This window comes from Halomonas sp. E19, assembly GCF_052439355.1.
Classification (GTDB): domain Bacteria; phylum Pseudomonadota; class Gammaproteobacteria; order Pseudomonadales; family Halomonadaceae; genus Halomonas.
In genome coordinates this window covers 1245650-1272264 of the sequence record NZ_JBNFWU010000001.1, presented here as the reverse complement: position 1 = coordinate 1272264, position 26615 = coordinate 1245650, and the positions used below count along the sequence as shown (strand labels likewise).

Sequence of the window (26615 nt, the reverse complement as noted above, 5' to 3'; positions counted from 1 at the left end):
GTTGGGGATGAAGCCGGGCCGACGCCTGACCACGCTATTCCTGTTGCCGACAATGCTGGTGCTGGCCCCGGCCCTGCTTCTTGCCTATGTGGCCATGTCAGGGCTGCAAGAGCAAATCGGGCAGAATCACAGCCGCCAACTGGCCGATCTCAATACCCTTCAACAGGCCGCTGAATACGAGCGCGCGCTGGCTCAGCTGCATGCCGAGGTCATCGAAACCCTGGACCTGGCCCATGCCGGCGAGCTTGATGCCCTGGCCCGCTACCGGCGGCACTCCGCTTTCGTGAATGCGCTGGCTGACCTCGGCCAGCAAGTGACCGAACTCAGCGAATCCCCGCTGCTGGTTGACCTGAATCACGGCAGCGCCGCGGCCATGCTCGGGGCATTTGGTGAGTATCGTCGCTTCATCATCATGGCCAGCGATAGCGCCACCATCGATGCCAACACCGCACAGCACTACATGATGGCAGCCCAGGGCCAGTTCATTCGCTTTTCCAGCCTGGCCCATCATTTCTCCGCCGCGCTGGCGGAACGCGCCGCCCAGCGCAGCAGCGATTCCCATGCAGCCCAGCTCCGCCATTTCAATCGCCTGGGCTTTTATGCAGGGATAGCGCTACTGATACTGCTCGGCGTCGCCATCCTTTCTGCCAGACGGCTGAATCGCAACCTGCTGATACTGGCCAATGCCATCGTGGGACTGACCAAGAAGCGCGACGGCATGCCCGAGTTGGAGAGTCTCCAGGCCATGGCTGATGACACCCGAGGTGAGCTACGCCCTATTGCCACAGCCCTGCTGCAGCTGCGCGAGAGCGAGAAGCAGCGCCGATTGGCGGAAGAGTCACTGCACCGGTTGACCTACTTCGATAGCCTGACCGCCCTGCCCAACTGGCGCATGATGGCCGAACAGCTTGACCATGCGCTGCAGCTGAGCAATCGCACCCGGGCCTACGGCGCGTTGATCTATCTTGACCTCGACCTGTTCCAGAGCGTCAACGACAGCTATGGCCATGGCACCGGCGACCGGCTGCTGCGAAAGGTGGCTCAGCGCCTGGAAACGCACAAGCTGGAAGGCTGTACGGTAGGTCGGCTGGGCGGCGACGAATTCGTGCTGATCCTCGACTCGCTCTCGACCCGCTACAAGCAGGCCGCTACCGATGCCGAAGCGTTCGCCGATCGGCTGCGTCATTGCCTGACGCAGCCATTCAGCATCGATGAAAAGCAGATCTTCATTTCCGCCAGCCTGGGGGTCGCCATGTTCCGTGGCGAGGAAGACAGCACGGAAGCGCTGTTCAAGTATGCCGACGCCGCCTGCCACCAGGCCAAGAAGTCAGGGCGAAATGCGATCTTTTTCTACGATCCGGATGTTCAGGCCACCCTGGAGTACCGCAACGAGCTGAAGCGCGACCTGCGTCTTGCCCTGGAACGCGAGGAGTTCTTCGTCGTCTACCAGCTGCAGTTCGATACCCAGGGCCACCCCATCGGCGCCGAGGCCCTGGTGCGCTGGCAACACCCCCAGCGGGGCCTGGTCTCGCCGGCCGATTTCATTCCCCTGGCAGAGGAAAGCGGCCTGATCGTGCCGCTGGGATACCAGGTCATGGAGAGCGCCTGCCGCCAGCTTGCCCTGTGGCAGCAGGATCCGCGAACCGACCACCTGACCCTGGCCGTGAACGTTAGCGCCCGCCAGTTCTACCAGGGCGACCTGGTGGAACAGATCGAGCGGATCCTGGCCGTGACCGGCGCCAGCGCACAGCAGCTCAAGCTGGAGCTCACCGAAAGCACCCTGCTGGACAAGATGGATGACGTCGTTGCCACCATGCATCGTCTAAAGATGCTGGGGCTGCGCTTCGCCATCGACGATTTCGGAACCGGCTACTCCTCGCTGCAGTATCTCAAGCGCCTGCCGCTCGACCAGATCAAGATCGACCAGAGCTTCGTCAACGATTTTGCCCACAACCCGGACGGCATTGCGATCGTCAGGGCCATCATCGCCATGGGCCTGGCACTTCAGCTCGACGTGATTGCTGAAGGGGTGGAAACGCAGGAACAATGGCAACTGTTGAGCCAACACGGCTGCCATGCCTTCCAGGGCTATTTCTTCTGCAAGCCGCTGCCCGCCGATCAGCTTCACGCTTTTCTCGCATCGGCCTCCTCCAAGCCTACTGCCGCTGGCCACGCCTCGCCTACACCCCGACCCTGAAAGCTTTCCTGGTTCAGCCCGGGTGCCTTTAAGCGCCTGTGGGCTACGACGTTAGTCGGCACCACCTGTCCAACCGGTCAGACATTGGCTAGGCTGAGGGTCGCGCATACCTGACCACCCGGTCAAACTCATGCCCGATGACAACGACGACATACCAACAACAATGGACGCTGCAATGGAACCGACCTCCCTGACAGACAAGGTGACGCCTCAACCGCGTGCGAACGAACTGGCGCGGGCGCGCTGGCTGGATGCCTACTTCGGCGTGACCCGGCGCGGCTCGACGCTCAGGACCGAGATCCTCGCCGGCATCGCCACCTTCCTGGCTTCGATGTACATCATCGTGGTCAACCCGGCGATTCTCTCCGACGCCGGCATCCCTTCTCGGCGGCGCTGTCCGCCACCGTGCTGATCAGTTTCATGAGCAGCCTGGCCATGGGCCTGTATGCCCGCAACCCGATTCTGGTGGCGCCGGGCATGGGCATGAACGCGCTGTTCACTTACACCCTGGTGCAAGGCGCCGGGCTTTCCTGGGAAGTGGCACTGGGCTGCGTGTTCTGGTCCGGCGTGCTGTTCGCCACCCTGGCGATGTTCAACGTGCGCGAAGCGATCATCAATGCGATTCCGCCTTCGCTGCGCTATGCCATCACCTGCGGCATCGGTCTGTTCATCACCTTCATCGGCTTCAAGAACGCCGGTTTCATCGTCGGAAGCGACGCCACCCTGGTCACCCTGGGCAGCATGGACGCCTCGCTGATCACCTTCTTCATCGGCATGATGGCCACCGCCATCCTGGTGATCATGCGCTTCAACGGCGCGCTGATCCTGGGCATTGCGCTGACCACCCTGCTGGCCACGCCCATGGGGCGGATGTGGGGCGGCGACGTGGTGGTGGAGTGGAGCGGTATCGCCGCCTGGCCCGACTTCAGCGCGGTAATGCAGGTGGATATCTGGGGCGCGCTCAAGGTCGCCTACCTGCCGTTCATCTTCGTCATGCTGTTCACCAACTTCTTCGATGCGCTGTCGTGCTTCATGGCGCTCTCCGAGTCCGCCGATCTCAAGGACAAGGACGGCAATCCGCGCAACCTCAAGCGCTCCATGACCGTGGACGCCTTCGCCTCGATGATCGCCGCACCGCTGGGCACCAGTGCAGCGCAAACCTTCATCGAGTCCGGCGCCGGCGTGGCCCAGGGCGGGCGTACCGGCCTGGTGGCGGTCACCATCGCCCTGCTGTTCCTGCCGTTCCTGTTCCTCTCGCCGCTGCTGTCGCTGGTGCCCGGCATCGCCACCGCACCGGCCCTGGTGCTGGTCGGGCTATTCATGCTGGCGCCGGTGAGCAAGATCGACTGGACGCAGTTCGAGCAGGCGTTCCCGGCCTTTCTGGCGATCATCCTGATGCCGCTGACCTACTCGATCACCCTGGGCATCGCCTTCGGTTTCCTGAGCTTCGTGTTGATCAAGCTGGCCACCGGCAAGCTCTACGACATCAAGCCGGCGATGTGGGTCTCGGCTGCGCTTAGCGTGGTGATGCTGGTTACTACGCACTAAGGGACTGAGCCTAAGAGGCGAAGGGGCGAGCACTTGCCCGCACCCTTTTCATTGGCGATGGATGGCGGCGTCGATGAGCCGGAACAGCACCAGCGCCGCCAGCGCGGCGGCGAAAAGCGTCGGCAGCAGGTAGTCGGCGCGGGTCAGGATCCAGAAATGCACCACGCCAAGCGCCGCCGCCACGTAGACCAGGCGATGCAGCCAGTGCCAGGCCGTCCAGCCCATGGCCTTCCGCACACGTGCGAAGGAAGTAACAGCCAGGGGTACCAGTAGCAGCAGCGCAGCCACGCCGTAGCGAATGTAGGGCAGCTCGACCATTTCACGGCGAATCCAAGGCCAGTCCCAATACTGGTCCAGCCCCATCCAGGCCAGCATGTGGGCCACCAACCAGAAGAAGGCCCACAGGCCGATTTGGCGGCGGGCTACCATGAAGCCGACCCAGCCGGTGAAGCGAAAGGCCGGGCTGAAGGCGATCGTGGCCAGCAGCAGGGTCAGCCCCGTCTTGCCGGTGAAGTGCACCACCGCCTCACCGGGCACGGCGCCCAGGTCTCCGTAGAACCATTGCCACCCCAGCCAGAGTGCCGGCAAGGCCCCGATGGCCAGCACCAGCAGACGAAAGATGGTGATGCGCGCGCGCCCGCTCAGCATGAGCTGACTCCACGCGAAGCTCGTCGCTTCATCAGTAGTGCTCACTCAGGTCCATGCCGGCGTAGAGCGACGCCACCTGCTCGCCGTAGCCGTTGAACATCAGCGTTTCGCGCCTACCGCTCTCGCCGATCCTGCGCTCCCGCGCCTGGAGACCAGCGTGGATGGTCAACCTGCGGATTGACGTTGGCATAGAAGCCATACTCGGCGGGGTTCTGCGCCACCCACGAAGGCGTGGGGCGTTCCTCCACCAGGGCGATGCGCACGATCGACTTGATGCTCTTGAAGCCGTATTTCCACGGCACCACCAGGCGGATCGGCGCACCGCTCTGGTTGGGCAGGACTTCGCCGTAGAGGCCGACGGCCAGCAGCGTGAGGGATGCATCGCCTCGTCGATGCGCAAGGCTTCGCGATAGGGCCACTCGATGATGGAGCGGCGCTGGCCGCGCAGGTTGTCGGGGTCGTGGATCGATTCGAACACCACGTAGCGGGCGCGCGAGGTCGGCTCGTGGCGTTTGAGCAGGGCCGCCAGCGGAAAACCGATCCAGGGCACTACCTTCGACCACGCCTCGACGCAGCGAAGGCGGTAGATGCGCTCCTCCAGGTCCTGGTGCTTCAGCACATCCTCGAGGGCAAAGGTACCTGCCTTGTCCACTTCCCCTTCGATGGTCAGCGACCAGGGGTCGGTGACGAGCCGGTGCGCGAAGGTCTCGGGGTCGCGCTTGCCGGTGCCGAACTCGTAGAAGTTGTTATAGGTGGTGATGTCACGCAGCGAGGTCAAGGGCTCTCCGTTTGCCAGCGATACGCTGGGCAAGTCAGCGGCAAGGCTGGCCTGCAGCCCGTCGCGCCTGGCGCTGGCGGAAGGCGACCAAGCCAGCCCCGGCAGGGCCGCCGCCATCCCCAGGGCCGCCCCATGACGCAAGAAACGACGGCGTGACTCGAACAGCGCCCTGGGAGTCACTTCCGACTCGGGAATCCTCGGGTAACGATAGCGCACGGTACGGGCCTCCTCTGGCAGAGACAGAACAGGGAACACGAAAGTCAGCGTAGTACAAGGGTTATGCAAACAAGCGTTATAAATACCGAAAGACATTTTGACACAGCTCAAACCCCACCCTATTCCGAGCATTCCACTTGGTTGATATGCGTCAAGCCAAAACCCTAAGCTTGCAGGGCAACAAGACCCTTATGCCTTAACTCCTGCTGGAGATTCGCCATGATTCAACACGCTCTTGCTCGACCGGCCCGTCTCGTCGCCGCAGTCTCTCTGGGCGCCGCGCTTGCGGTTTCGGGCGGCGTGGCTGCCGATGATGGCCTCGGTGACTATCGCGACCGCTTCGAACCACTGCCCCACCTTCCGCCCATTCCGGCACACAACTCCTTGACCGAGGAGAAAGTGCAGCTTGGCAACATGCTGTTCTTCGAGCCGCGAATCTCCTCCAGCGGCGTCATCAGCTGTGCCACCTGCCACAACCCGGCGCTGGGCTGGAGCGACCGCATTCCGCGCGCTACCGGCCACGACGGCCAAATCGGCGACCGCAATACCCCCACCGTGCTGAACTCCGGCTTCCTCAACGCACAGTTCTGGGACGGCCGCGAGCCCGATCTCGAGGGCCAGGCGCTGGGTCCGATCCAGGCAGATATCGAAATGGCCATGGACCTCGATGCAGCCCTGGAGCGGCTCGAAGGCTTCGAGCTTTACCAGGAGAAATTCGCCGAGGCCTTCCCCGGTGAAGAGAATCCGATCAACAAGGAGAACCTGGCTCAGGCGCTGGCCAGCTTCCAGCGCACGTTGAACACGCCGAATTCCCCGTTCGATCGCTACCTGCAGGGTGACATGGCGGCGCTCAACGACCAGGAGAAGCGCGGCATGCAGGCCTTCGTCGACACCGGCTGCATCGCCTGCCACAGCGGCCCGGCGCTCACCGACAGCAACTTCTGGGCGATTCAGGTGCCCGGCTCCACCGATGTGGGTCGCTTCGACGTGACCGGTGACGAAGCCGACATGTACAAGTTCCGCACCCCGACCCTGCGCAACGTGGGCGTGACCTACCCGTACATGAACAACGGCGCCACCGAGACACTGGAAGAAGCCGTGGCCATCATGGGTCGCGAGATGCTGAACCGTGAGTTCGAGGACGATACTATCGCTGATATCACCGCCTTCCTGCACACCCTGACCGGCAAGATGCCCGAGTTCGAAGTGCCGGCGCTGCCTTAGGCTGGCCCAGTCGCAGGGACATTTGAAGGGAACAACAATAACGACACGCCCCGGCACTCGCCGGGGGTATTTCGTTGTCAGACGCTGCTGGCCAGCTGGCGATGCAGCTCGAGGCGGCGCTTGTCGCTTATGAAAGCCGCCTCGATAGCCGTGCCGGCCAGCTGCACGAAGACCTCACGCGACCAGCCGAAGGCTTCGTGGCAGGCAAGGAAATTGGCCAGCATGCCGCCACCGAAGTAGGCGGGGTCGTCGGAGTTGAGCGTCACGCGCAGCCCGGCGTCAAGCAGCTGCGGCAGCGGGTGGGACGCGAGATCCTGCACAACCTTTAGGCGCACGTTGGAAAGTGGGCACACCGTGAGCACCACGCCCTCGTCACGCAGCCGGTTCACCAGTGCCGGATCCTCCAGACAGCGTACCCCATGGTCGATGCGACACACCTCGAGCAGATCGAGCGCTTCGCGGATATATTCCGGCGGCCCCTCCTCCCCGGCATGGGCCACCCGGGGAATGCCCAGCATCTTCGCGCGCCGGAACACTTCGGTGAATTTCGACGGCGGGTGACCCCGTTCAGCGCTGTCCAGACCCACGGCATCGAGCAGCTCCCAGTAGGGTGCCGCTCGTTCCAGCACCGCCATGGCCTCCTCGGCGGGCCGGTCGCGCAGGAACGCCATGATCATGGCGGTCGACATGCCCAGCTCGCGCTCGACCTCACGGCAGGCCAGGCCAAGCCCTTCCATCACCGTTTCCAGTTCGACGCCGCGGGCCAAGTGTGCCTGGGGGTCGAAGTGCATCTCCACATGCACCACGCCGTCGGCATGGGCACGGCGAAAGTAATCCATCGCCAGGTCATGGAAATCCTCTGCGCTCCTGAGCACACTCATGCCCTGGTAATAGAGATCGAGGAACCCCTGCAGGTCGTCGAATTCGTAGGCCGCCTTTACCGCCTCGACAGAATCGTAGGGCAGCGTGACACCATTGCGCTCCGCCAAGGTAAACATCAGTTCCGGCTCGAGCGAGCCTTCGATATGCAGGTGCAGCTCCGCCTTGGGCAGCCGCTGGAGGAAATCGCGCATGAGGTCACCTCGTTGCCGGTTTTCTTGTCATCCTGAGACATATCAGCGATTTGCGCAAACGGTCAGCTTTCCTGCCAGCAGGCGCACCTCGCGGTCGATACCGGGCGGGTCGATGCCGCCCGCACCGCGCTGATGGACCAGGTAGAGCACGGTTCGCCCCGTTAGCCAGGTATCCAGGTGCAGCGCCAGCCGCGCCGCGGTGGCGGCATCCAGGCCGGCGAACGGCTCATCGAGAATCACCAGCCCCGGGTCGCGCAGCCACAGCCGCGCCAGCGCCAGGCGCCTGGCCTGCCCGCCGGAAAGCGCGCGCCCACCCTCGCCTACCGGGGTCTCGAGCCCGGCCGGCAGTTCACGGGCCCATGCCGCCAGGTCCACCCACTCCAGCGCCTGCCACAGGCGGGCTGTGTCCGCCTCGGGCGCCGCCAGCCGCAGGTTGGCGGCCAGGCTGTCCTGGAACAGGTCGATACGCTGATCGAGCACCGCCACCCGCGCCCTCAGGTCGGGCTCCGCCACCCGCTCCAGCGCCACGCCCCCCAGCGTGATCGCACCTTTGGTAGGCGGCAGGCGCCGCGTGACGAGCGCGGCTAGGCTCGACTTGCCGGCACCCGAGGTGCCGGTCACGGCCACGCGTTCGCCTGCCGCTATCGCCAGGTCGATGCCCTGCAGCGCTGGCTCCAGGGCATCCTGATAATGCAGCGCAACGCCATCGAGCCCGAGTGCCAGAGGCCCTTGCGGCAAGGGCGAGTATGAAGCTTGGCCCTGCCGTGGCGCCGCCCGCTCCAGCCGGTTGAGGCGCTCAGCGGCGCCATAGGTAGCACCCATTTGAGTGAAGGCGACAGGCAAGCCGGCCAGGGCCTCGCCCACGGCCAGCACGGCCAGCGGCACCATGACCATGACAGCACCGCTGATGGCCTGCTGCTGCCAGGCCAGGGCGGCCAGCCACAGGCACAGCAGCATGCACAGACCCACCATGGCATTGACCAGCGCCATGCCCAGCCCGCCCCGCCACCCCAGCCGGGCCTGGTCCCGCTGCAGCTGCGCCTCCTGCGCCAGCAGCGCCTGGCCGTGATGTTGCCGCGCATCGTAGGCCTCGAGTTCGGCCTGCCCCTGCACATGCTCGATGGCGAGGCTGCGCAGGCGCTGCAAGTGCGACACCTGGCGCCGGCTGGGCGCCATACCCCACCAGGCCTGCCCGGCCGTCAGCCACAGCCAGGTCGGCCCCAGCAGCAGCAGCACGGCAAGCCCGGCGGCGGGGACCCACAGCGCCAGGAAACCCGCCAGCAGCAGCAGCGCCAGTAGCGCCACCGCCGGCGGTGCCAGCAGGCGCAGATAGAGCGCGTCCAGCGTATCGATGTCTGCCGTGAGCCGGTTGAGCCAGTCGCTGGCGCGCTGGCGCTGCAGGGTGCGCGCGTCCAGCCTCGCCAGGGCGGCAAACAGGCGGCCGCGCAGATCGGCCAGCAGGCGCAGCACCGTATCGTGGTTGTAGAGTCGCTCCAGGTAGCGCGCCACGGTACGGGTCACGGCGAACAGGCGGATGCCGCCTCCCGGCACGTAGACGTCCAGCCGCGCGGCGAGGCCGGCGGCCAACGCCAGGCCGGTCAGGGCACTGGCGGTGATGAACCAGCCCGATAGCGCCAGCAGGGCGATGGCGGAAAACAGCGTCAAGGCCAGCAACAGCACCCCGACGGCAAGGCGCCGACGGCGCTGTGCCAGCAGGCGCAGCCAGGGCGCCAGCGTGGTCGAGAGCCTAGGGTCCGCCATGGCCATCCTCCTGGCGCGGCAGCAGCCCGCCGGCCTCGAGCATGAGGTGCCGCGTCGCCAGGCCTTGCAGCGCCGGGTGGTGGCTGGCCACGACCAGCGTACGCCCGCGCCGGCGCAGCTCGGCGAGCGATGCAATCACCTGCGCCTGGGTGGCGTCGTCAAGGCTGGCCGTGGGCTCGTCGAGCAGCACCAGCGGCGCGTTGGACAGAAACACCCGCGCCAGCGCCAGGCGCTGGGCCTGGCCGCCCGACAGCCCGACGCCGCGCTCGCCTAGCGGCGTGGCCATGCCGTGCGGCAATGCCGCCACCAGGGGCCGAGGCCGACCAGCGCCAAAGCGTCGCGCAACTGGGACTCGCTTGCATCGGGCGCTGCCAGGCGCAGGTTGTCGGCCAGGCTGCCGTGGATGAGCAGCGGGCGCTGGTCCATCCACGCCAGCGTCAAGCCGGTGCGCGCCTGGCGCTGGCCTTGGTTCGGCGTCACGAAGCCGGCCATCACCTGCAGCAGCGCCGACTTTCCGGCGCCCGAGGGGCCGGTGAGAAGCAGGCATTCGCCCTCCTGTATCACCAGGCTGAGCGGGCCAAGCACGCGCCCCCGTCCCGGATGCTCCAGCGTGATCTCGCTGAGTCTCAGCAGCGGACCCGGGGCGGCCAGCGTCACCGCGGCGGCAGGATTCGCCCTGGGGGTCTCGTTGAGGAAGGCCAGCAGCCCATCCGCGGCTCCGAGCGCAGCCGCCCGGTCATGGTAGTGCTGGGCCAGGGTGCGCAGCGGCTGGAAGAACTCTGGCGCCAGCAGCAGCACCAGCAGGCCGCTGAACAGCGTCAGCGCCTCCGAGGGGCCGTAGTCGATGTAGCCCAGCAGCCCGAAGCCGACGTAGATCGCCACCACCGCGATGGCGACCGAGGCGAAGAACTCGAGCACCGCGGAAGAGAGAAGGCGACGCGCAGCGTGCGCATGCTCAGGCGTCGGTAGTGATCGGCGGCCAGGTGCACGTCCGCGGTCGCCTCGCGGGTGCGATGGAAGAGCTGCAGCGTGGCAATGCCGCGCACCCGGTCGAGGAAATGACCTGCCAGCCGGCTGACCGCGGCAAACTGGTCGCGATTCAGACGCTCGGCCCCCATGCCGACCAAGGCCATGAACAGCGGAATCAGCGGCGCCGACAGCAGCAGGAACAGCGCCGCCAGCCAGTCGAGCCAGAACACCACGGCTAGAATCAGCAATGGAATGGCCACGGCCAGGCGAAGCTGGGGCAGGAAGCGCGCGAAATAGCCGTCCAGCGCCTCCACCTGCTCCACCAGCTGGCTGGCCAGGCTCGCCGAGTGGCGCTCGCCGGCACGCACCGGGCCCAGCGCCGCGAGATGCGCCAGCAGTTCACGCCGCACCGCATGACGAATGCGCAGGCTGGCCTGCTGGCCGGCTACCTCCTGTCCCCACTGGGCCAGGGCACGTACCAGCAGCAGCGAGACGATAGCCAGGAAGGCCCCGCTCAGCGAGGCAAGCTCGGCGCCATCGACCAGCAGCCGGCTGATGATCCAGGCCAGCCAGGCCAGCTGGGCGACCGTGGCCGCCCCGGCCGCCACCCCGCCCAGCCAGGCCAGCGCCAGCCAGCCCTGCTGCTTGGCGCCGTGCGCGGCAAGCCAGCCGCGCGGGGTGCGCTTCCCCGGTGATTCGCCCATGCGCTAGTGATAGCCTTCGCCGGCCCTCACCTTGCCGCGGAACACCCAATACGACCAGAACGTGTAGCCCAGCACGAAGGGCAGCACGAACAGCACCCCGATCAGCAGGAACAGCTGCGATTCTGGCGCCGAGGCGGCATCCCAGATGGTGTAGTTGGGCGGCACGATCCAGGGCCACTTGCTGACCACCAGCCCAAGGTAGGTGAACAGGAACATACCCAGCGTAGCCATGAACGGCAGCAGCTCGCGCTGGCGGCGCACCGACCAGAACACGCCGAACATGCATAGCAGGGTCAGGGCGGGGAGGATCCAGATCACGTGAAGGTGTCCGAACCAACGCTCCCACACCACATCGTTCACCAGCGGTGTCCATACGCTAATGATGGCGAAGATCACCAGCACCGCGATCAGCAGCGGCGTGGTCAGCTTGTAGGCCCAGGCCTGAATGTAGCCCTCCGACTTGAGGATCAGCCAGGTGGTGCCCAGCAGCGCATAGCCGAACATGATGCCGATACCGGTCAGCACTGTGAACGGCGTCAGCCAGTCGAAGGCACCGCCGACGAAGACACCGTTCTGGGTCTCGAAGCCCTGAATATACGTGCCGACCACGGCCCCTGGGCAAAGGCGGCCACCGCCGAGCCGCCGCTGAAAGCAAGGTTCCACAGGCGCCGGTTGCGCCGGTCGCGCCGCGACTTGAAGCGCAGCTCGAAGGCCACCCCGCGAAACACCAGCCCCGCCACCATCAGGAACACGCCGATATAGAGCGCCGGCAAAAACACGGTGTAGACCAGCGGAAAGGCCGCCAGCAGCCCGGCACCGCCCAGTACCAGCCAGGTCTCGTTGCCATCCCACACCGGCGCGACCGTGTTCATCATCACATCGCGGGCATCCTCGTCCGGGGCGAACGGGAAGAGGATGCCAAGGCCCAGGTCGAAGCCGTCCATCAGCACGTACATCATGATGCCGAAGCCGATGATCAGCGCCCAGATCAGGGAGAGGTCGAACATTTCCATGGCTCAGCCCTCGCTCTTGGCAGGATTGTCGTCAAACGGCGTATGCGTGGCGGAGAAGGGCCGCTTGGGTGTCTCGAAGTCGTCGACCATCTTCTCCTCGTCCTTGGGCTGCATGCCGTAGCGAATGACGCGGGTCAGGTAGTAGGTGCCGGCATAGAAGATGATGGCGTAAACGCTGATGTAGCCGATCAAGGTGAACAGCGCCATGCCGCCGGTCAGCGAGGGCGTGACCCCTTCGGCGTGCGTCATGATGCCGTACACCAGCCACGGCGCCCGCCCCGACTCGGTGGTGATCCACCCTGCCAGCACGGCAATGAACGGCGTGACCGACATCAGCCGCAGCGTCTGCAGATAGCGGCGCGAGTGATAGAGCCTGCCGCCGCGGCGCAAGTAGAGCCCCACCAGCGAGACCGCAATCATCAGGAAGCCGATGCCGATCATCGTCCGGAAGGACCAGAACACCAGGGCCACCGGCGGCTGCTCCTCGGGTGGCGCCTCGAGTATCCCGGGTACCTCCCCGTACAGCTCATGGGTAAGGATCAGGCTTGCGGCGTAGGGAATGCCGATCTCGAAGCGGTTCTGCTGGGCGGCCTGGTCCGGCCAGGCGAAGACCAGGAAGGGCGCCCCCTGCTTGGTCTCCCAGTTGCCCTCCATGGCCGCCAGCTTGGTCGGCTGGTACTCCAGGGTATTGAGGCCATGCAGGTCACCGACGAAGGCCTGGGTCGGGGTCAGTACCAGCAGCATCCACAGGCACATGGAGAGCGCCTTGCGGTTGGCCTCGACGTCCCGGCCGATCATCAGGTACCAGGCGCTGACGCCCGCCACCACGAAGCCGCCGGTGATGAACGACGCCATTGCCATGTGCGCGAAGCGGTAGGGGAACGACGGGTTGAAGATCGCTTCCATCCACGAGGTGACGCGGAAGCTGCCATCGATGAAGTCGACCCCGCCGGCGTGTGCATCCAGCTGTTGGCCGCCAGGATCCAGAAAGTCGAAATGAAGGTCCCCAGTGCCACCATGGAGGCGGCGAACAGGTGCACCCCTTGCGGCACGCGCCCGCGACCGAACAGCAGCACGCCGAGGAAGGCCGCCTCGAGGAAAAAGGCGGTGACCACCTCATAGCTCAACAGCGGACCAATGAAGTTGGCGCTGGCCTGAGAGAAGTTGCTCCAGTTGGTGCCGAACTGGAACGACATCACGATCCCCGATACCACCCCCATACCGAAGGCCACGGCGAACACCTTGGTCCACAGGTAAGCCAGGCGGTCCCAAGCGGGATTCTGCGTCTTGTAGAAGAGCGCATGCAGCACGGTGATGTAGGACGCCAGGCCGATGGTGAAGACGGGAAAGATGGCGTGGAACGATACGACAAAGGCGAATTGCAAGCGGGACAGGAGTAGGGGATCAAGCTCCATGACGTAATGCCTCTTGGCTGCCTAAGAGTTCACGTCCAAAGGGATGCGGGCGCACACATACAGGGGTGCATTGTTATGCCTGCGGCAGCGCTGCAAAGCGCTGCCGTGACGCATTCCTCCTCGGCACTTGGGTAGAGCCTAGAACAGAGCGCTATGCAAGGGATAGCTGATATACAAAACCCTACAATACGCTACCCAAACCAGGCTCCGAGACTACCGTGTCTTGTGCTTGTGATGTGCTTGAGCCGATCAAGCCTACTAGAGCGAAGCGCTCACGTCCTGTTATGACCTGTGACGTGTTGTCGCGTTCACCCCCGCCAGGCCCCTGCAGCACCAGCCACACCATGTACAGCAGATAACTCACGAAGCCCAGCAGCAGCGCCCGCCCTCCCAGCGGTTGATGCGCCCGGGGCGCCCTCGCCAGCCCAGGGCGAAAACCACCATCAGCGCCGTCATGACGGCCATGACGCTCCAGTCGCGCAGCAGCACCTCGCTGCCCACCTGGATCGGCTGGATCACCGCGGCCAGCCCGACCACCCCCAGGGTGTTGAACAGGTTGGAGCCCACCACATTGCCGACCACCAGGTCGTGCTCGTTGCGCCGCAGTGCGCTGAACGAGGAGGCCAGCTCGGGCAGCGAAGTGCCAATGGCCACCACCGTCAAGCCTATGATCAGGTCGCTCACGCCCAACCCCTGGGCGATCGCCACCGCGCCCCACACCAGGATGCGGGAACTCAGCACCAGCAGCGCCAGCCCTACCAGGGTCCAGACGATCCCTGCCCGCAGCGACATCGGCTTGGCATCAAGGCTCTCCTCGGTCTCGTCGGCCAGTGCATCGGGGCCGGAACGGCGCGCCTGGTGAATGCTGAGCGCGATGATACCGGCCAGCAACAGCAGCAGCAGGCTGCCTTCCAGCCGGCCGATCATTCCTCCCCACATCAGCAGCGCGGAGAGCAGGGTGACCCCGGCCAGCAGCGGCAGCTCGCGGCGGATCACGCCCGAATGCACGGCCAGGGGCGACAGCAGCGCCATGAGGCCGAGAATCAGCCCGATGTTGGCGATATTGGAGCCATAGCCATTGCCCAGCGCCAGGCCCGGGTTGCCCTGGCCGGCGGCCAAGGCCGAAACCATCAGCTCAGGCGCCGACGTGCCGAAACCGATCACCAGCATGCCGACCAGCAGCGGTGAAACGCCCAGCAGGCGCGACGTAGCCGCGGCCCCGTCGACAAAGCGCTCGGCGCTCCAGACAAGCAGCACCAGACCCACTGCCACGGCCAGAAAGGGAAGCCACATGGTATTTCCTCGGGAACATTCAGGGGCGAATGTTTGTATATGGTAGGCGCGCCGTCAACGTGTCACACTTCAAGAAGGCGAGGAATGCCACACCTGACTGGGTCGCGTAACTCAAGTTTTTGGCATCCCAGCCATCACTTCCTTGGTTCGCAGGTACTATCGCTCGTGTCGAGGTCCACTTTCAACAGCTCCCCCATGCGGCAACATCGCCGCCTGGTCGGGCACCTGCACAACGGCACAGCCGGCGACGTCTGCGCGCCTGCCATGAATGCGACCTGCTGGTGAAGCTGCCGCCACTGCGACCCGGAGAGCAGGCCAGCTGCCCGCGCTGTAGCCACACCCTGGTCAGCCGCCACCGACGACCCGCTCAGCGCAGCATGGCGCTGGCCCTCGCCGCCCTGATAGCACTGCTGCTGGCCGTGTCGTTTCCTTTCGTCAGCTTCAGCGTTGGCGGCTTCGGCAACCGCATCGAGCTCACCCAGACCGCCACCACCCTGATCGGTTTTCACCAACCGGTGGTCGCCATCGCCGTGATCCTGACCATCGCCGTACTGCCCGCCGTGTACCTGCTGGGCGTGATCTGGCTGCAGCTCGGCTTGCTGCAGCGCCGCCCGCTGCCGGCCAGTCGCGCCATCGCCCGCTCGCTCGCCCACCTCAACCCATGGATGATGGCCGATGTCTTCATCATCGGTGCGCTGGTCAGCCTGATCAAGATCGCCGGCATGGCGCAGATCGAATTGGGTATCGCCTTCTGGGCCTTCTGCGCCTTCGCCCTGCTGCTGCTGTTCACCATGCAGTCGATCGACGCCGACTGGATGTGGTTCTCGCTTGCCGGCGAGCCCCGGCCCCGCAAGGCGCCCGCACCGGAGTCACTGCCGCCGAACAAGGCCTGACCGGCTGCCCTACCTGCGGCCTGGTCAATCGGCTCGACGCCGACGGGCATGGGCAGTGCGGACGCTGCGGCGAGCCCCTCCATACGCGCCTACCGCACAGCCTGCAGCGCACCTGGGCCTTGCTCGCGGCGGCCACGATCCTGTATATCCCGGCCAACGTCTACCCAATCATGACCACCACCAGCCTCGGCCATACCGCACCCTCCACCATCGTCGGCGGCGTGGTGGAGCTGATCCAGTTGGGCTCCTGGCCCGTCGCCGCGGTCATCTTCGTGGCCAGCGTGATCGTCCCGGTCGGCAAGCTGGTTGCACTCGCCTGGCTGTGCCTGGTGGTAAAGCGCAGCAATGAACTCAACGCCACGAGCCGCACGCGGCTCTATCGCCTTACCGAATTCATCGGCCGCTGGTCGATGGTGGACGTCTTCGTCGTCGCCATCCTGGTCGCCTTGATACGGGCCGGCGCCCTGATGTCGATCACGCCCGGGCCCGCCGCCCTCGCCTTCGGTGCCGTGGTGGTGCTGACCATGCTGGCCGCCATGACTTTCGACCCGCGCCTGATCTGGGACTCGCCGCTGCCGCGCGAAGCCTCCTCCGTGCAAGGAACCCCCTGAATGAGTGTGTCACCTCACGACCGAACCGACTCCCGCGACCTGCACCGGGCACGCGCCACGCCCCAGCGCCGCCTGTCGCCGATCTGGATCGTGCCGATCGTGGCCGTGCTGATCGGGCTCTGGCTGGTCTATGACAACTATCGCAGCCGCGGGCCACTGATCACCCTGACCATGAGCAACGCGGAGGGCATCGAGGCGGGCAGCACCCTGATCAAGACCCGCAACGTCGAGGTCGGTCGCGTCGCCAGCGTGCGCCTCTCCGATGACCTCAGCCATACGGTGATCACGGCGCGCATGGCCCCCGATACCGAGGCCATGCTCACCGAAGGCAGCCGCTTCTGGGTAGTCAAGCCGCGCATCGGCCGAGAGGGCATCAGCGGCCTTGGCACCGTGCTCTCGGGTGCCTACCTGCAGCTGGCGCCAGGGCCCGGCGAACCGGGCGTGCGTGACTTCCAGGTCAGCGACCTGCCCCCGGTGGCGCCCGCCGATGCCGCCGGGCTGCGCGTGAACCTGATCAGCCAGCTCGGCAATTCGCTGCGCCCCGGCGACCCGGTCTCCTACCAGGGCTATACGGTTGGCCGCGTGGAGGAGGTCAACTTCAACGCCGAGTCGCGCCGCATGCATCAGCGCATCTTCATCGAAAGCCCCTATGACCGCCTGGTAACCGACAGCACCCGCTTCTGGTCAGCCAGCGGCGTGGACCTGCGCCTGGACGCCAACGGCATCCGGGTCAACGTCGAGTCCCTGGAGGCCCTGCTGGGCGGCGGCGTCACCTTCGGCGTGCTGGAAGACCTGCCGCGCGGTGCTCCGGTAGAGAACGACGCCACCTTCAACCTCTACGCCGATGAAGACAGCGCCCGCCAGGGCACCTTCAACCGCTACCTCGAGTACGTGCTGCTGGTCGAGGACAGCGTGCGCGGCCTGGCCCGCGGCGCCCCAGTCGAATTTCGCGGCGTACGCATCGGCACCGTCGCGGCCGTGCCCTGGCAGTTCACCGCCTCGCAGCCGGAAACCCGCAACGGCTTTGCCATTCCCGTGCTGATTCGCATCGAGCCCCAGCGGCTGGGGATCGAGAACCAGCAGGTCGACCTGCAAGAGTGGGACGAACGCTTCCTGCGCCTGTTCGGGGTCGGCCTGCGCGCCTCGCTGAAGTCGGGCAACCTGCTGACCGGCGCCATGTTCGTCGACGTCAACTTCCACCGCGACGAAGCCGACACCTACGTGGCCGAGACCTTCAGCGATCGCAGCGTCTTCCCCACCATTTCCGGTGGCTTTGCCCAGATCGAGGCCCAGGTCACCGCGCTGCTGGATAAGCTCAATGCGCTGGAGGTGGAACCGCTGCTGGCCGGGATCGAACGCAACCTGAACGCATCCGAGGCCATGCTGGATGAAGTGCGTCAGCTCAGCGGCTCGCTGCACACACTGCTGGAGGACCCGGCCACCCGCAGCCTGCCCGGCAACCTGAACGCCACGCTGGCGGCGCTGCAGGAGACCCTGGCAGGGGTATCGCCCGACTCCAGCGGCTACCGCGAACTCACCGCGGCGGCCGAGCGGTTGGAACGGCTGATGCGCGACCTGCAGCCGGTGACGCGAACGCTCAATGAGAACCCCCGTGCCCTGTTCTTCGACAGCCTGGACGCCGAAGATCCGCTGCCCAGGGCCCCACGGCGCCCGTGAGCCATTCACTGAGCCATAGGAAGCAAGGAGAAATGCGATGACCCGATCCAGCGAAGGCTGTATTCGCCACCTTGAAGGAAGCAGCGCATGAGGCCCATTCATTGGCTCAGCCTGGCAGCGATCGCCCTGCTGAGCGGTTGCGCCAGCCCCTCTGCGCCTGCCGAACGCTTCATGCTGCCAGGCACCACCGCTACGGGCGTCGCCGCTGGCAATGTAGAGCAGGTGCTGGTCGTACAGCCGCCAAGGCTGGCGCACTACCTCGACGTCGACGGCATCGTGCTGCAGCTCGATGACATCACGCTGCATGCCGCCCGCCAGCACCTGTGGGCCGAGCCGCTGGGGCGTCAGCTCGAGCGCGGCCTGCGCGCACGCCTGGCCGAGCGTCTGCCCGAGACGCGCATCCTGCGCGACGACGGCGGCGCGGGGCAGCGCGGCGCCCTGCGCTTGCGCCTCGACGTGGATACCTTCCAGGGCCGCTACGACGGTGTAGCGGAGGCCGGCGGCCAATGGCAGATGCTCGATGACCAGGGCCAGGTGCTGGCAATGCAGCGCTTCCAGGTGCTGACCGAGCTAAGCGATGACGGCTACCCCGCGCTGGTGCGCGCGTTGGGCCGCAGCTGGGACGGCGTCGCCGACGACATCGCCACGGCGCTGCGGCGCCTGCCCCGCTGAGGCGGGCGCCGCGGCAAAAAGCTGCAGCGCGAACAATAAGCTGGCATAATATCCAGACGCGGCGACTCGTGGTCCCTCCTGCCGCGCCCCTGAACCGATTTTTTCACGCCTTGGCCCGGGACTGGTCATGGACTTTCCATGACAGGGCGAGGGCGTATCTGCGGAGACCGCATGACCTTTTCCGACCTCGGCCTGCGTGCCGAACTGCTCCGTGCCGTTGAGGCACAGGGCTATACCGTTCCGACCCCCATCCAGCGCCAGGCCATTCCCGCCGTTCTCAAGGGCGGCGACCTTCTGGCCAGCGCCCAGACCGGCACCGGCAAGACCGCCGGCTTCACCCTGCCGATGCTGCAGCGCCTAGCCGATGGCCCCCGCCCCGGCCCGCGCCAGGTACGCGCCCTGGTGCTCACGCCCACTCGTGAACTTGCCGCCCAGGTCGGCGAGAGCGTCGCCGACTACGGTCGCCACCTGACCCTGCGCAGCCACGTCATCTTCGGCGGCGTTGGCCAGCAGCCCCAGGTCGACGCCATCCGTCCCGGCCTGGATGTCCTCATCGCCACGCCGGGGCGCCTGCTCGACCTGCATCAGCAGCGCCATGTCGACCTTTCCAAGGTCGAGATTCTGGTGCTCGACGAAGCCGATCGCATGCTCGACATGGGCTTCATCCACGACATCCGCAAGGTGCTACGGGTGCTGCCCGAGAAGCGCCAGAACCTGCTGTTCTCGGCGACCTTCTCCGACGAGATCCAGGCCCTGGCCGACCGCCTGCTGGATGCCCCGGAAAAGATCGAGGTGGCCCGCCGCAACACCACGGCCGAGACCGTCGACCAGTCGGTCTACCGGGTCGACCGGGAAAAGAAGCGCGAGCTGCTGGCCCATCTGATCAGCGAACACCGCTGGCACCAGGTGCTGGTCTTCACCCGCACCAAGCACGGCGCCAACCGCCTGGCCGAACAGCTCTCGAAGCAAGACATCCCGTCCATGGCCATCCATGGCAACAAGAGCCAGTCGGCCCGTACCCGAGCCCTGGGCGCCTTCAAGTCGGGCGAGCTTCAGGTGCTGGTGGCGACCGACATCGCGGCTCGCGGCCTGGATATCAGCGAACTGCCCTACGTGGTGAACTTCGAGCTACCCAACGTGGCCGAGGACTACGTGCACCGCATCGGCCGCACCGGCCGCGCCGGCAGCGAAGGTCAGGCGATCTCGCTGGTCTGCATCGACGAGCACGGGCTGCTGAAAGGCATCGAGCGGCTGATCAAGCGCGACCTGGACAAGCGCATCGAACCGGGCTTCGAGCCCGACCCGAACGCCAAGCCCGAACCGATCGAGAACGGACGCAACTCCCGCGGGCGCCGCAACGGCAACGGCGCCACTGCCGGCCAGGGCGCACGCCAGGGCCGCAGCGAGCGCAGTACCAACGACGGGGATGCCCGTGCCCCTCGCCGTCGGCGCAGTCGCGGACGCAGCCAGCGCGCTTGACCATGGCGCTTGGTTGCGGCACGCCGATATGGGAAGGTAGGCGGCTTATCGGTAAACGCTGAAGAAGGTGTCCGCCATGCAGGTGCTCGGATATGTCTCAGCCAAGGAGGGCGATTCATGTTGAGGTGGCTAACCGGAAAGCACCCCATTCCGGTCTGGGTGATCAAGCAGATTGATCGCGATCTGCTTCACCTGTGCGGCCAGGGCAGCGTGCTTCCCGAGACCAGACGCAGCGACGTAGTGGCCAGCCTTCACGAAGACCGCTACCAGGGTGCCGTGACGCTGGGCGGCAGCGGCCCGGTGCTCAATGCCCGGCTGTTCGCCGCCCTGGTGCCGGTGGAGTCCCTAGCCCTGGAAACCCACGGCGAGGCCATGTGGCGCGGCAGCCGCTGGCTGGTATCCCAGGTACCCCAGCGCTGCTGGGCCTATGAGGGACGGCTGGTGGCCAAGCCGCCGCCCCCAGGATCTCCGCACCGCTGGTCAGCGTGGAGGATGTCTCCGAGATCCGCCGCCAGGCCCAGGTTGCGGATGCCCGTGGCAACATCGCCTTTGCTCTACATGACGACGGGGAGCCCTCCTGCTGGCGCCACGCGAGCCCACCGCGTCCCCAACCCGCCCATTCCCAGCCAAGCATGGAGATTGGCGCAATCATGACTGACGTGCGGCCCGACTCGCGGCGTATCCTGCTGTTCTTTTTCCTGATGGTGCTGGTCGGCCTCAATCTGCGCCCCGCGCTCTCCTCCATGGCGCCCCTGCTGCTGCGCATCCAGCAGGACACGGGGCTTACGCCGCTGGCGATCGGTGCACTGACGACCCTACCGGTGCTGTGCCTGGGCATCTTCGCTCCCCTCGCGCCTTGGCTGGCCAAGCGGCTCGGGGCGGAGAACACCCTGTCGCTGGCCCTCATCGCGCTTATTCTCGGCCTGCTGCTGCGCGGCGCCCTTCCGTGCTCGCCCTGTTCGGCGGCATGGTGCTGGTGGGCGGCGCCATCGGCGTGGCCGGCACCCTGCTTCCCGCCCTGGTGAAGCGCGAACTGCCGGCCGGCGCCGACCTCATGACCGGCGTCTACACCATGGCACTGTGCCTCGGCGGCGCGCTGGGTGCCGGCCTGAGCATCCCCTTGGCCAACCTGCTGGGGTCCTGGCACCTCAGCCTGATGAGCTGGGCGCTGCTGGCGGCCATGGCGCTGCTGGCCTGGCGGCTCTTGATGCCGCGCACGCCGCAAGCCACCACGGCCGCCAGCAGCGCCGGTTCCATACGCGGCCTGCTGTCGCAGCCGCTGGCCTGGCAGGTCACACTGCTGATGGGCACGCAATCCTCGCTGGCCTACATCGTTTTCGGCTGGCTGCCTGCGCTGCTTCAGAAGCGCGGCTTCGGGGAGTCGGAAGCGGGCTGGTTGATGGGCGCCTCGGTCATGGTGCAGCTGATCTCAGCGCTGGGCGCTCCCTGGCTCGCCCGGCTGAGCCGCGACCAGCGACCGGCTCTGCTGCTGGTACTGGGCTGCATCGCCGCCGGCCTGTGGCTGCTACTGCAGGGGCCGCTGGGCTGGCGCTGGGTCGGCGTTGTGTTGCTCGGGCTCGGCCAGGGGGCAGCTTCAGCCTGGCCCTCAGCCTGATCGTGCTGCGCACGGCCAATTCGCGACTCGCCGGCAAGCTGTCGGGCCTGGCCCAGGGCGGCGGCTATACGCTTGCCGCCATGGGCCCGCTGGCCGTGGGTGTGCTGCTGCAACTCAACGCCGACCTCGGCGTGATCACCGCCGTACTGCTCGCGGTGGTTGCCGCCGCGGCGCTGCTGGCACTGTTTGCCGGCCGCAACCGCAGGCTCGACATCGACGACCAGGGGCGGCTGGTGACGCGCTAGGGGACCGACACCACGGACGCTTGGAGCGCTTGGAGCGCTTGGAGCGCTTGGAGCGCTTGGAGCGCCACAGCCTGGCATGAGCTTCAGCCTGTCATCCACGCAGCGTTGATATAGGTCAACACCGACGGCCCGGCGCACCGTGCTAGGCTCAACACAAGCCTGGCTAGCGCGAAAATGGTCAGGCTCGAGCCTGGCCATCGGCAGATTTCGCCACGCCGCCACCGCCTTTCGGCACGACAACGCAGGGTCACCATGAGCGACACGCCAGTGCGGGTGTTCCAGGCCCGAGGCCTCAAGCGCTTTTATCGAATGGGCGACGTCACCATCCAGGCGCTGCGCGGCATCGACCTGGACCTGCATGCCGGAGAGCTGGTCGTGATGCTCGGTGCCTCGGGCTCGGGCAAGTCGACGCTGCTCAATATCCTGGGGGACTCGACGTAGCCAGCGAAGGCAGCCTGCATTACCGGGAGCAGGCATTGACCCACGCCAGCCAGCGCCAGCTGACCGAATTTCGCCGCCACCATGTTGGCTTCGTCTTCCAGTTCTACAACCTCATCTCCAGCCTCACGGCACGCGAGAACGTCGCCATCGTCACCGATATCAGCCGCGATCCGCTGCCGCCCGAGGAAGCCCTTGCCATGGTGGGCCTCGAGCAGCGCCTCGACCACTTCCCCTCGCAGCTCTCCGGCGGGGAGCAGCAGCGGGTGGCTATAGCCCGTGCCATCGCCAAACGCCCGGCGGTCCTGCTCTGCGACGAACCCACCGGCGCCCTCGATTCGCGCACCGGCATCCGCGTGCTCGAAGTGCTCGAAGCGATCAACCGCACCACCGGCACCACCTTGGCGATCATCACCCACAACGAGGTGATCGGCGACATGGCCGACCGGGTCATTCGCTTGCGCGATGGCAAGATCGACGCCATGCATGCCAATGCCTTGCGCCGCCCGCCGGCCACGCTGCGCTGGTGAGCCAATGGCGACCCTGCACCGCAAGCTGCTGCGCGACCTGCTGCGCCTGAAGGGCCAGGCCCTCGCCATCGCTGCGGTGATCGCCAGCGGGGTGATGACCCTGGTGCTCTCGGCGACGACCCTGGAGTCGCTGACCCGCGCCCAGGAACGCTTCTACGCCGAGTACCACTATGCCGACCTGTTCGTCGACGTGAAGCGGGCGCCGCTGCGGCTGGTGGAGGAGCTGGCAACCCTGGAGGAGTCAGCCGCGTGCTGCCCCGTGTGCGTGCACCGCTGCGCCTGAACGTGCCCGGCTTCGACGAGCCGATACGCGGCCTGGCCCTGTCGATCCCGGATGGGCGTCAGCCGCTGCTCAACCGGCTGCACCTGCTGGCCGGCAGCCTGCCGGAAGCCGGGCGTGCCGACCAGGCGGTGGTAAGCGACGCTTTTGCCCGCGCTCACCGCCTGCAGCCGGACGATACGGTCGTCGCGATCATCAATGGGCGCTACGCGCGCCTGCAGATCAGCGGCATCGCGCGCAGCCCGGAAGTGATCTACCAGGCAGCACCTACCGATCTGCTGCCCGACTACCTGCGCTACGCCACGCTGTGGCTGAACGAACGCGCCTTGGCCCAGGCCTTCGGCATGGACGGCGCCTTCAACCAACTGCTGGTCAGCGTTCAGCCCGGGGCCGATGTGGCCAGCGTCAGCGACCGGCTCGACGGGCTGCTGGACCGCTACGGCACGACCGGCACCCAGACCCGCCATGATCAACAGTCGCATCGCTTCCTCGAGGAAGAGCTCAGCCAGCAGCGTGCCCAGGCCACCATCCTGCCCGCGATCTTCCTGACCGTGTCGGCATTTCTGCTGCATGTGGTGATGGGACGCATCATTCTCACCCAGCGCGAACCGCTGGCCATGCTCAAGGCTTTCGGCTATCGCAACCGCGAACTGGCGCTCCACTACGGGCTGCTGGCGGGCCTGATCACAGCGTTGGGGTGGGCGCTGGGCGTGGTCCTCGGTGCCTGGGCGGCCAGCGGGCTCGCCGGGCTCTACGCCGACTATTTCCGCTTCCCCGCCATGCCTTTTCGCGTGCCCCCTGGGCGCTGGCGCTCTCCTTTCTCGTCGCCGGCCTGGCCGCCCTGGCAGGCACCTGGCAAGCGGTGTGGCGCGCCGTACGAGAGCCGCCGGCCGAGGCAATGCGCCCACCTACCCCCAGCACTTCCAGCGCACCTGGCTCGAGCGCTCGCGGGCCGGCGCGCTGCTCAGCAACGAGGCGCGCATCGTGCTGCGCCACCTGCTGCGCCACCCGGGCAAAGCTCTGCTCTCGACCCTCGGCATCGCCCTGTCCGCCGGCCTGCTGCTGATGGGGGCCTACCAGCTAAGCGCGGTGGAACGCATGCTCGACCTGCAGTATGGCAAGGTGCTGCGCATGGACATGGAGCTCACCTTCAGCGACCCCACCGCCAGCCGTGCCGTAGGGGAACTGCATCACCTGCCGGGCGTCCTCGCCGTGGAGCCGTGGCGACGGGTCGCCGTGACCCTGCGCCACGAGCACCGTCACTACCGTACAGCGCTGCTCGGGCTACCGGCCGAGCCTGCGCTACGCCAGGTACTTGACCGCCAGGGCCGCCCCCAGCCGCTGCCGCACGACGGCCTGATGCTGACGCGCTTTCTCGCCGAACAGCTCGGCCTTGAGCTCGGCGATACCATCGAGGTAGAGGTGATGGAGGGGCGCCGCCAGCGTCTCAGCCTTCCGCTTGCGGCCATGGTGGATGAACCCATCGGGGTCGGCGCCTACCTGCCGCTGCCACGTCTCAATGCGCTGCTGGGCGAAGGGCCGACGCTCAGCGGGGCCTGGCTGCTGGTCGACAGCCGCGAGCGTGACGCTCTCAACGACGCCCTGCAGGCGATGCCGCGAGTGGCCGCCATCGGCGTACTGGCCGATGCCGAGCGCGGCATTCGCGAGTACATGGACGAGACCGTGCTCACCTTTGCCATGATCTTCGTTGCGCTGGCCGGCTCCATCGCCTTCGGCGTGGTATACAACAATGCGCGAATCGCCTTTGCCGAACGCGCGCGCGAACTGGCCACGCTGCGAGTGCTGGGCTACACCCGCGGGGAGGTGTCGCGCATCCTGCTCGGTGAAATCGCCTTGCTCACCCTGGCCGCCATTCCGCTTGGCTGGCTTATCGGTGCAGGCTTTGCCCTGCTGCTCAACCAGGCCTTCAGCAACGACCTGTTTCGCATTCCCCTGGTCCTGACCCCTACGCGTTCGGCTTTGCCGCCCTCGGCGTCATCGCCGCCTCGGGCATCGTAGCGCTACTGGTGGTACGGCGCCTGGGGCGGCTCGACATGCTTGGCGCCTTGAAAGCCGTCGAATAACGAGGAGTGCACCCCATGAATCGCTGGATTCCCCGCCTCGGTCTCACCCTCGTGACGATAAGCCTGGTCGCGCTGCTTGCCTGGGCACTATGGCCTACGGCCGTGCCCGTCACCACGGCTACCGTCGCCGCGGGGCGCTTTACCGAATCGGTAAGAGAAGAGGGCCGCACCCGGCTGCGCGACACCTGGAATGTCTCGGCACCGATCGCCGGCTTCCTGCAGCGCGTCACGCTCGAGGTCGGTGACCCCGTGGAAGCCGACGAGACCCTGTTTCGACTGGAACCAAGTCCGGTTCCGGCGCTGGATGCGCGCACCCGCCAACAGGCAGAGGACAGCCTTCAGGCGGCCCAGGCACGGTTGCGCACCGCCGAGGCCAACCTGGACACCGTGCGGGCCGACCGCCGCTTTGCCGAAGCGGAGTTCCGCCGCTACCAACAGCTGCATTCGCGCAACCTGGTCTCGACGGCCGAACTCGAGCAGCGGCGTAACCAGCGCGACCGCCTGGTGGCGCTTGAAAACGCTGCCTCGTCGGGCGTCGAAGTGGCGCGCTTCGAAGCGGAGAGCGCACGCGCCCTGCTCGACGTCGCCAGCGGCCAGCGGATCGCCCCCGGCGATATTCCGGAGCTCGAGGTCCGGGCCCTGTCTCGGGCATCGTACTGTCCCGCTATCGCTGCTGCGAAGGCAGCGTCGCCGCCGGCGAACCCATCCTCGAGCTTGGCCGCCCCAGCGACCTCGAAATCCAGGTGGACCTGCTCTCCATGGACGCCGTACGCCTGCGGCCCGGCATGCCGGTGCGGCTCACCGGCTGGGGCGGCGACGCCCTGGACGGCCAGGTGCGCCGAGTCGAACCGGCCGGATTCACGCGTATTTCGGCGCTCGGGGTCGACGAGCAAAGAGTTCCGGTCATCGTCGACTTCGAAGCGGACTTCACCCCGCAGGCGCATGGGCTTGGCAGCGGCTTTCGCATCGAGGCAGAGTTCGTGCTGTGGGAAGCCGACGGTATTCTCCAGGTACCCACCAGCGCCTTGTTCCGCCACCAAGGAGAATGGCATGTCTTCGCCATCGATCAAGGGCGCGCCTGGCGCCGCGCCGTGGTAATCGGTCGCCGCCAGGGACTGGTCACCCAGGTGTTATCAGGCCTCGAGCCCGGCGAGCTGATCGTCAACCACCCTGGCGAGCGGGTCGACGACGGGGTGCGCGTCGCCCGTCAGGATTGAACGCAAGCGGGATGAGCCGAGGCGCCAGCACGGGT

Annotated in this window: 18 protein-coding genes and 7 pseudogenes; 15 read left to right on the top strand and 10 right to left on the bottom strand. The window is 66.4% G+C overall.

Annotated elements, in window-relative coordinates:
• Positions 1-7: 7 nt before the first annotated feature.
• A complete protein-coding gene (locus ACUDAL_RS06775) occupies positions 8-2197 on the top strand; it encodes a putative bifunctional diguanylate cyclase/phosphodiesterase (RefSeq protein ID WP_444677597.1) in 2190 nt (729 codons plus the stop codon).
• A 175-nt stretch (positions 2198-2372) separates the two neighbouring features.
• Positions 2373-3745 (top strand): annotated as a pseudogene (locus ACUDAL_RS06770) (NCS2 family permease).
• Positions 3746-3793: 48 nt separating this feature from the next.
• On the opposite strand, the gene ACUDAL_RS06765 reads toward ACUDAL_RS06770, so the two are convergent.
• Together ACUDAL_RS06765 and msrP are read right to left on the bottom strand one after the other, a co-directional pair.
• Positions 3794-4393 (bottom strand): sulfite oxidase heme-binding subunit YedZ, encoded by a 600-nt coding sequence (locus tag ACUDAL_RS06765; protein ID WP_444677596.1) that lies wholly within the window; start codon positions 4391-4393, stop codon positions 3794-3796.
• A gap of 31 nt (positions 4394-4424) precedes the next feature.
• A pseudogene (gene msrP, locus ACUDAL_RS06760) lies at positions 4425-5387 on the bottom strand (protein-methionine-sulfoxide reductase catalytic subunit MsrP).
• Between the two features lie 219 nt (positions 5388-5606).
• Here msrP and ACUDAL_RS06755 point away from each other — a divergent pair.
• Positions 5607-6611 (top strand): cytochrome-c peroxidase, encoded by a 1005-nt coding sequence (locus ACUDAL_RS06755; RefSeq protein WP_444677595.1) that lies wholly within the window; start codon positions 5607-5609, stop codon positions 6609-6611.
• 77 nt (positions 6612-6688) lie between these two features.
• Here ACUDAL_RS06755 and ACUDAL_RS06750 read toward each other — a convergent pair whose 3' ends face one another.
• From ACUDAL_RS06750 to ACUDAL_RS06715, 8 genes and pseudogenes are all read right to left on the bottom strand, one after another.
• Positions 6689-7684, bottom strand: coding sequence for an adenosine deaminase (locus ACUDAL_RS06750; protein WP_444677594.1), 996 nt, complete (start codon positions 7682-7684; stop codon positions 6689-6691).
• A gap of 42 nt (positions 7685-7726) precedes the next feature.
• Complete coding sequence (gene cydC, locus ACUDAL_RS06745; protein WP_444677593.1) at positions 7727-9445, bottom strand: thiol reductant ABC exporter subunit CydC; 1719 nt, start codon at positions 9443-9445, stop codon at positions 7727-7729.
• The gene (locus tag ACUDAL_RS06740) at positions 9432-9731 is read right to left on the bottom strand and encodes an ATP-binding cassette domain-containing protein (RefSeq protein WP_444677592.1); all 300 of its coding nucleotides are present in this window, start codon (positions 9729-9731) and stop codon (positions 9432-9434) included. The genes cydC and ACUDAL_RS06740 overlap by 14 nt, the downstream gene beginning before the upstream one ends.
• Complete coding sequence (locus tag ACUDAL_RS06735) at positions 9716-10327, bottom strand: ATP-binding cassette domain-containing protein (protein WP_444677591.1); 612 nt, start codon at positions 10325-10327, stop codon at positions 9716-9718. Before ACUDAL_RS06735 ends, ACUDAL_RS06740 begins: the two co-directional genes overlap by 16 nt.
• Complete coding sequence (locus ACUDAL_RS06730; protein ID WP_444677590.1) at positions 10264-11118, bottom strand: ABC transporter transmembrane domain-containing protein; 855 nt, start codon at positions 11116-11118, stop codon at positions 10264-10266. The genes ACUDAL_RS06735 and ACUDAL_RS06730 overlap by 64 nt, the downstream gene beginning before the upstream one ends.
• Positions 11119-11121: 3 nt before the next feature.
• A pseudogene (gene cydB / locus ACUDAL_RS06725) lies at positions 11122-12131 on the bottom strand (cytochrome d ubiquinol oxidase subunit II).
• Between the two features lie 3 nt (positions 12132-12134).
• Positions 12135-13546, bottom strand: a pseudogene (locus ACUDAL_RS06720) (cytochrome ubiquinol oxidase subunit I).
• Positions 13547-13874: 328 nt separating this feature from the next.
• Positions 13875-14839: pseudogene (locus ACUDAL_RS06715) on the bottom strand (calcium/sodium antiporter); the annotation flags it as partial.
• A gap of 251 nt (positions 14840-15090) precedes the next feature.
• On the opposite strand from ACUDAL_RS06715, the pseudogene ACUDAL_RS06710 reads away from it, so the two are divergent.
• The 12 genes and pseudogenes from ACUDAL_RS06710 to ACUDAL_RS06655 all read left to right on the top strand — a co-directional run bounded on the left by ACUDAL_RS06710 (position 15091) and on the right by ACUDAL_RS06655 (position 26580).
• Positions 15091-16343, top strand: a pseudogene (locus ACUDAL_RS06710) (PqiA/YebS family transporter subunit).
• Positions 16344-18020: an intermembrane transport protein PqiB gene (pqiB, locus tag ACUDAL_RS06705; protein ID WP_444677589.1), complete on the top strand. Its 1677-nt coding sequence runs from the start codon at positions 16344-16346 to the stop codon at positions 18018-18020.
• An 87-nt stretch (positions 18021-18107) separates the two neighbouring features.
• Positions 18108-18692 carry a PqiC family protein gene (locus ACUDAL_RS06700; protein ID WP_444677588.1) on the top strand — a complete coding sequence of 195 codons (585 nt, stop codon included), beginning with the start codon at positions 18108-18110 and terminating at the stop codon, positions 18690-18692.
• A 171-nt stretch (positions 18693-18863) separates the two neighbouring features.
• Positions 18864-20171 (top strand): DEAD/DEAH box helicase, encoded by a 1308-nt coding sequence (locus ACUDAL_RS06695; RefSeq protein WP_444677587.1) that lies wholly within the window; start codon positions 18864-18866, stop codon positions 20169-20171.
• A 117-nt stretch (positions 20172-20288) separates the two neighbouring features.
• Positions 20289-20825, top strand: coding sequence for a hypothetical protein (locus tag ACUDAL_RS06690; protein WP_444677586.1), 537 nt, complete (start codon positions 20289-20291; stop codon positions 20823-20825).
• Positions 20826-20872: 47 nt separating this feature from the next.
• Positions 20873-22031: pseudogene (locus ACUDAL_RS06685) on the top strand (MFS transporter).
• 252 nt (positions 22032-22283) lie between these two features.
• Entirely contained in the window at positions 22284-22472 is a 189-nt protein-coding gene (locus tag ACUDAL_RS06680; protein WP_444677585.1) for an ATP-binding cassette domain-containing protein, read from the top strand.
• Between the two features lie 35 nt (positions 22473-22507).
• The gene (locus ACUDAL_RS06675) at positions 22508-22999 is read left to right on the top strand and encodes an ABC transporter ATP-binding protein (RefSeq protein WP_444677584.1); all 492 of its coding nucleotides are present in this window, start codon (positions 22508-22510) and stop codon (positions 22997-22999) included.
• 4 nt (positions 23000-23003) lie between these two features.
• The gene (locus ACUDAL_RS06670; protein ID WP_444677583.1) at positions 23004-23282 is read left to right on the top strand and encodes a hypothetical protein; all 279 of its coding nucleotides are present in this window, start codon (positions 23004-23006) and stop codon (positions 23280-23282) included.
• Positions 23249-24598, top strand: coding sequence for an ABC transporter permease (locus ACUDAL_RS06665; RefSeq protein WP_444677582.1), 1350 nt, complete (start codon positions 23249-23251; stop codon positions 24596-24598). The genes ACUDAL_RS06670 and ACUDAL_RS06665 overlap by 34 nt, the downstream gene beginning before the upstream one ends.
• Positions 24516-25298: an ABC transporter permease gene (locus ACUDAL_RS06660; protein WP_444677581.1), complete on the top strand. Its 783-nt coding sequence runs from the start codon at positions 24516-24518 to the stop codon at positions 25296-25298. Before ACUDAL_RS06665 ends, ACUDAL_RS06660 begins: the two co-directional genes overlap by 83 nt.
• 715 nt (positions 25299-26013) lie before the next feature.
• Entirely contained in the window at positions 26014-26580 is a 567-nt protein-coding gene (locus tag ACUDAL_RS06655) for an efflux RND transporter periplasmic adaptor subunit (RefSeq protein WP_444679328.1), read from the top strand.
• Positions 26581-26615: the final 35 nt, after the last annotated feature.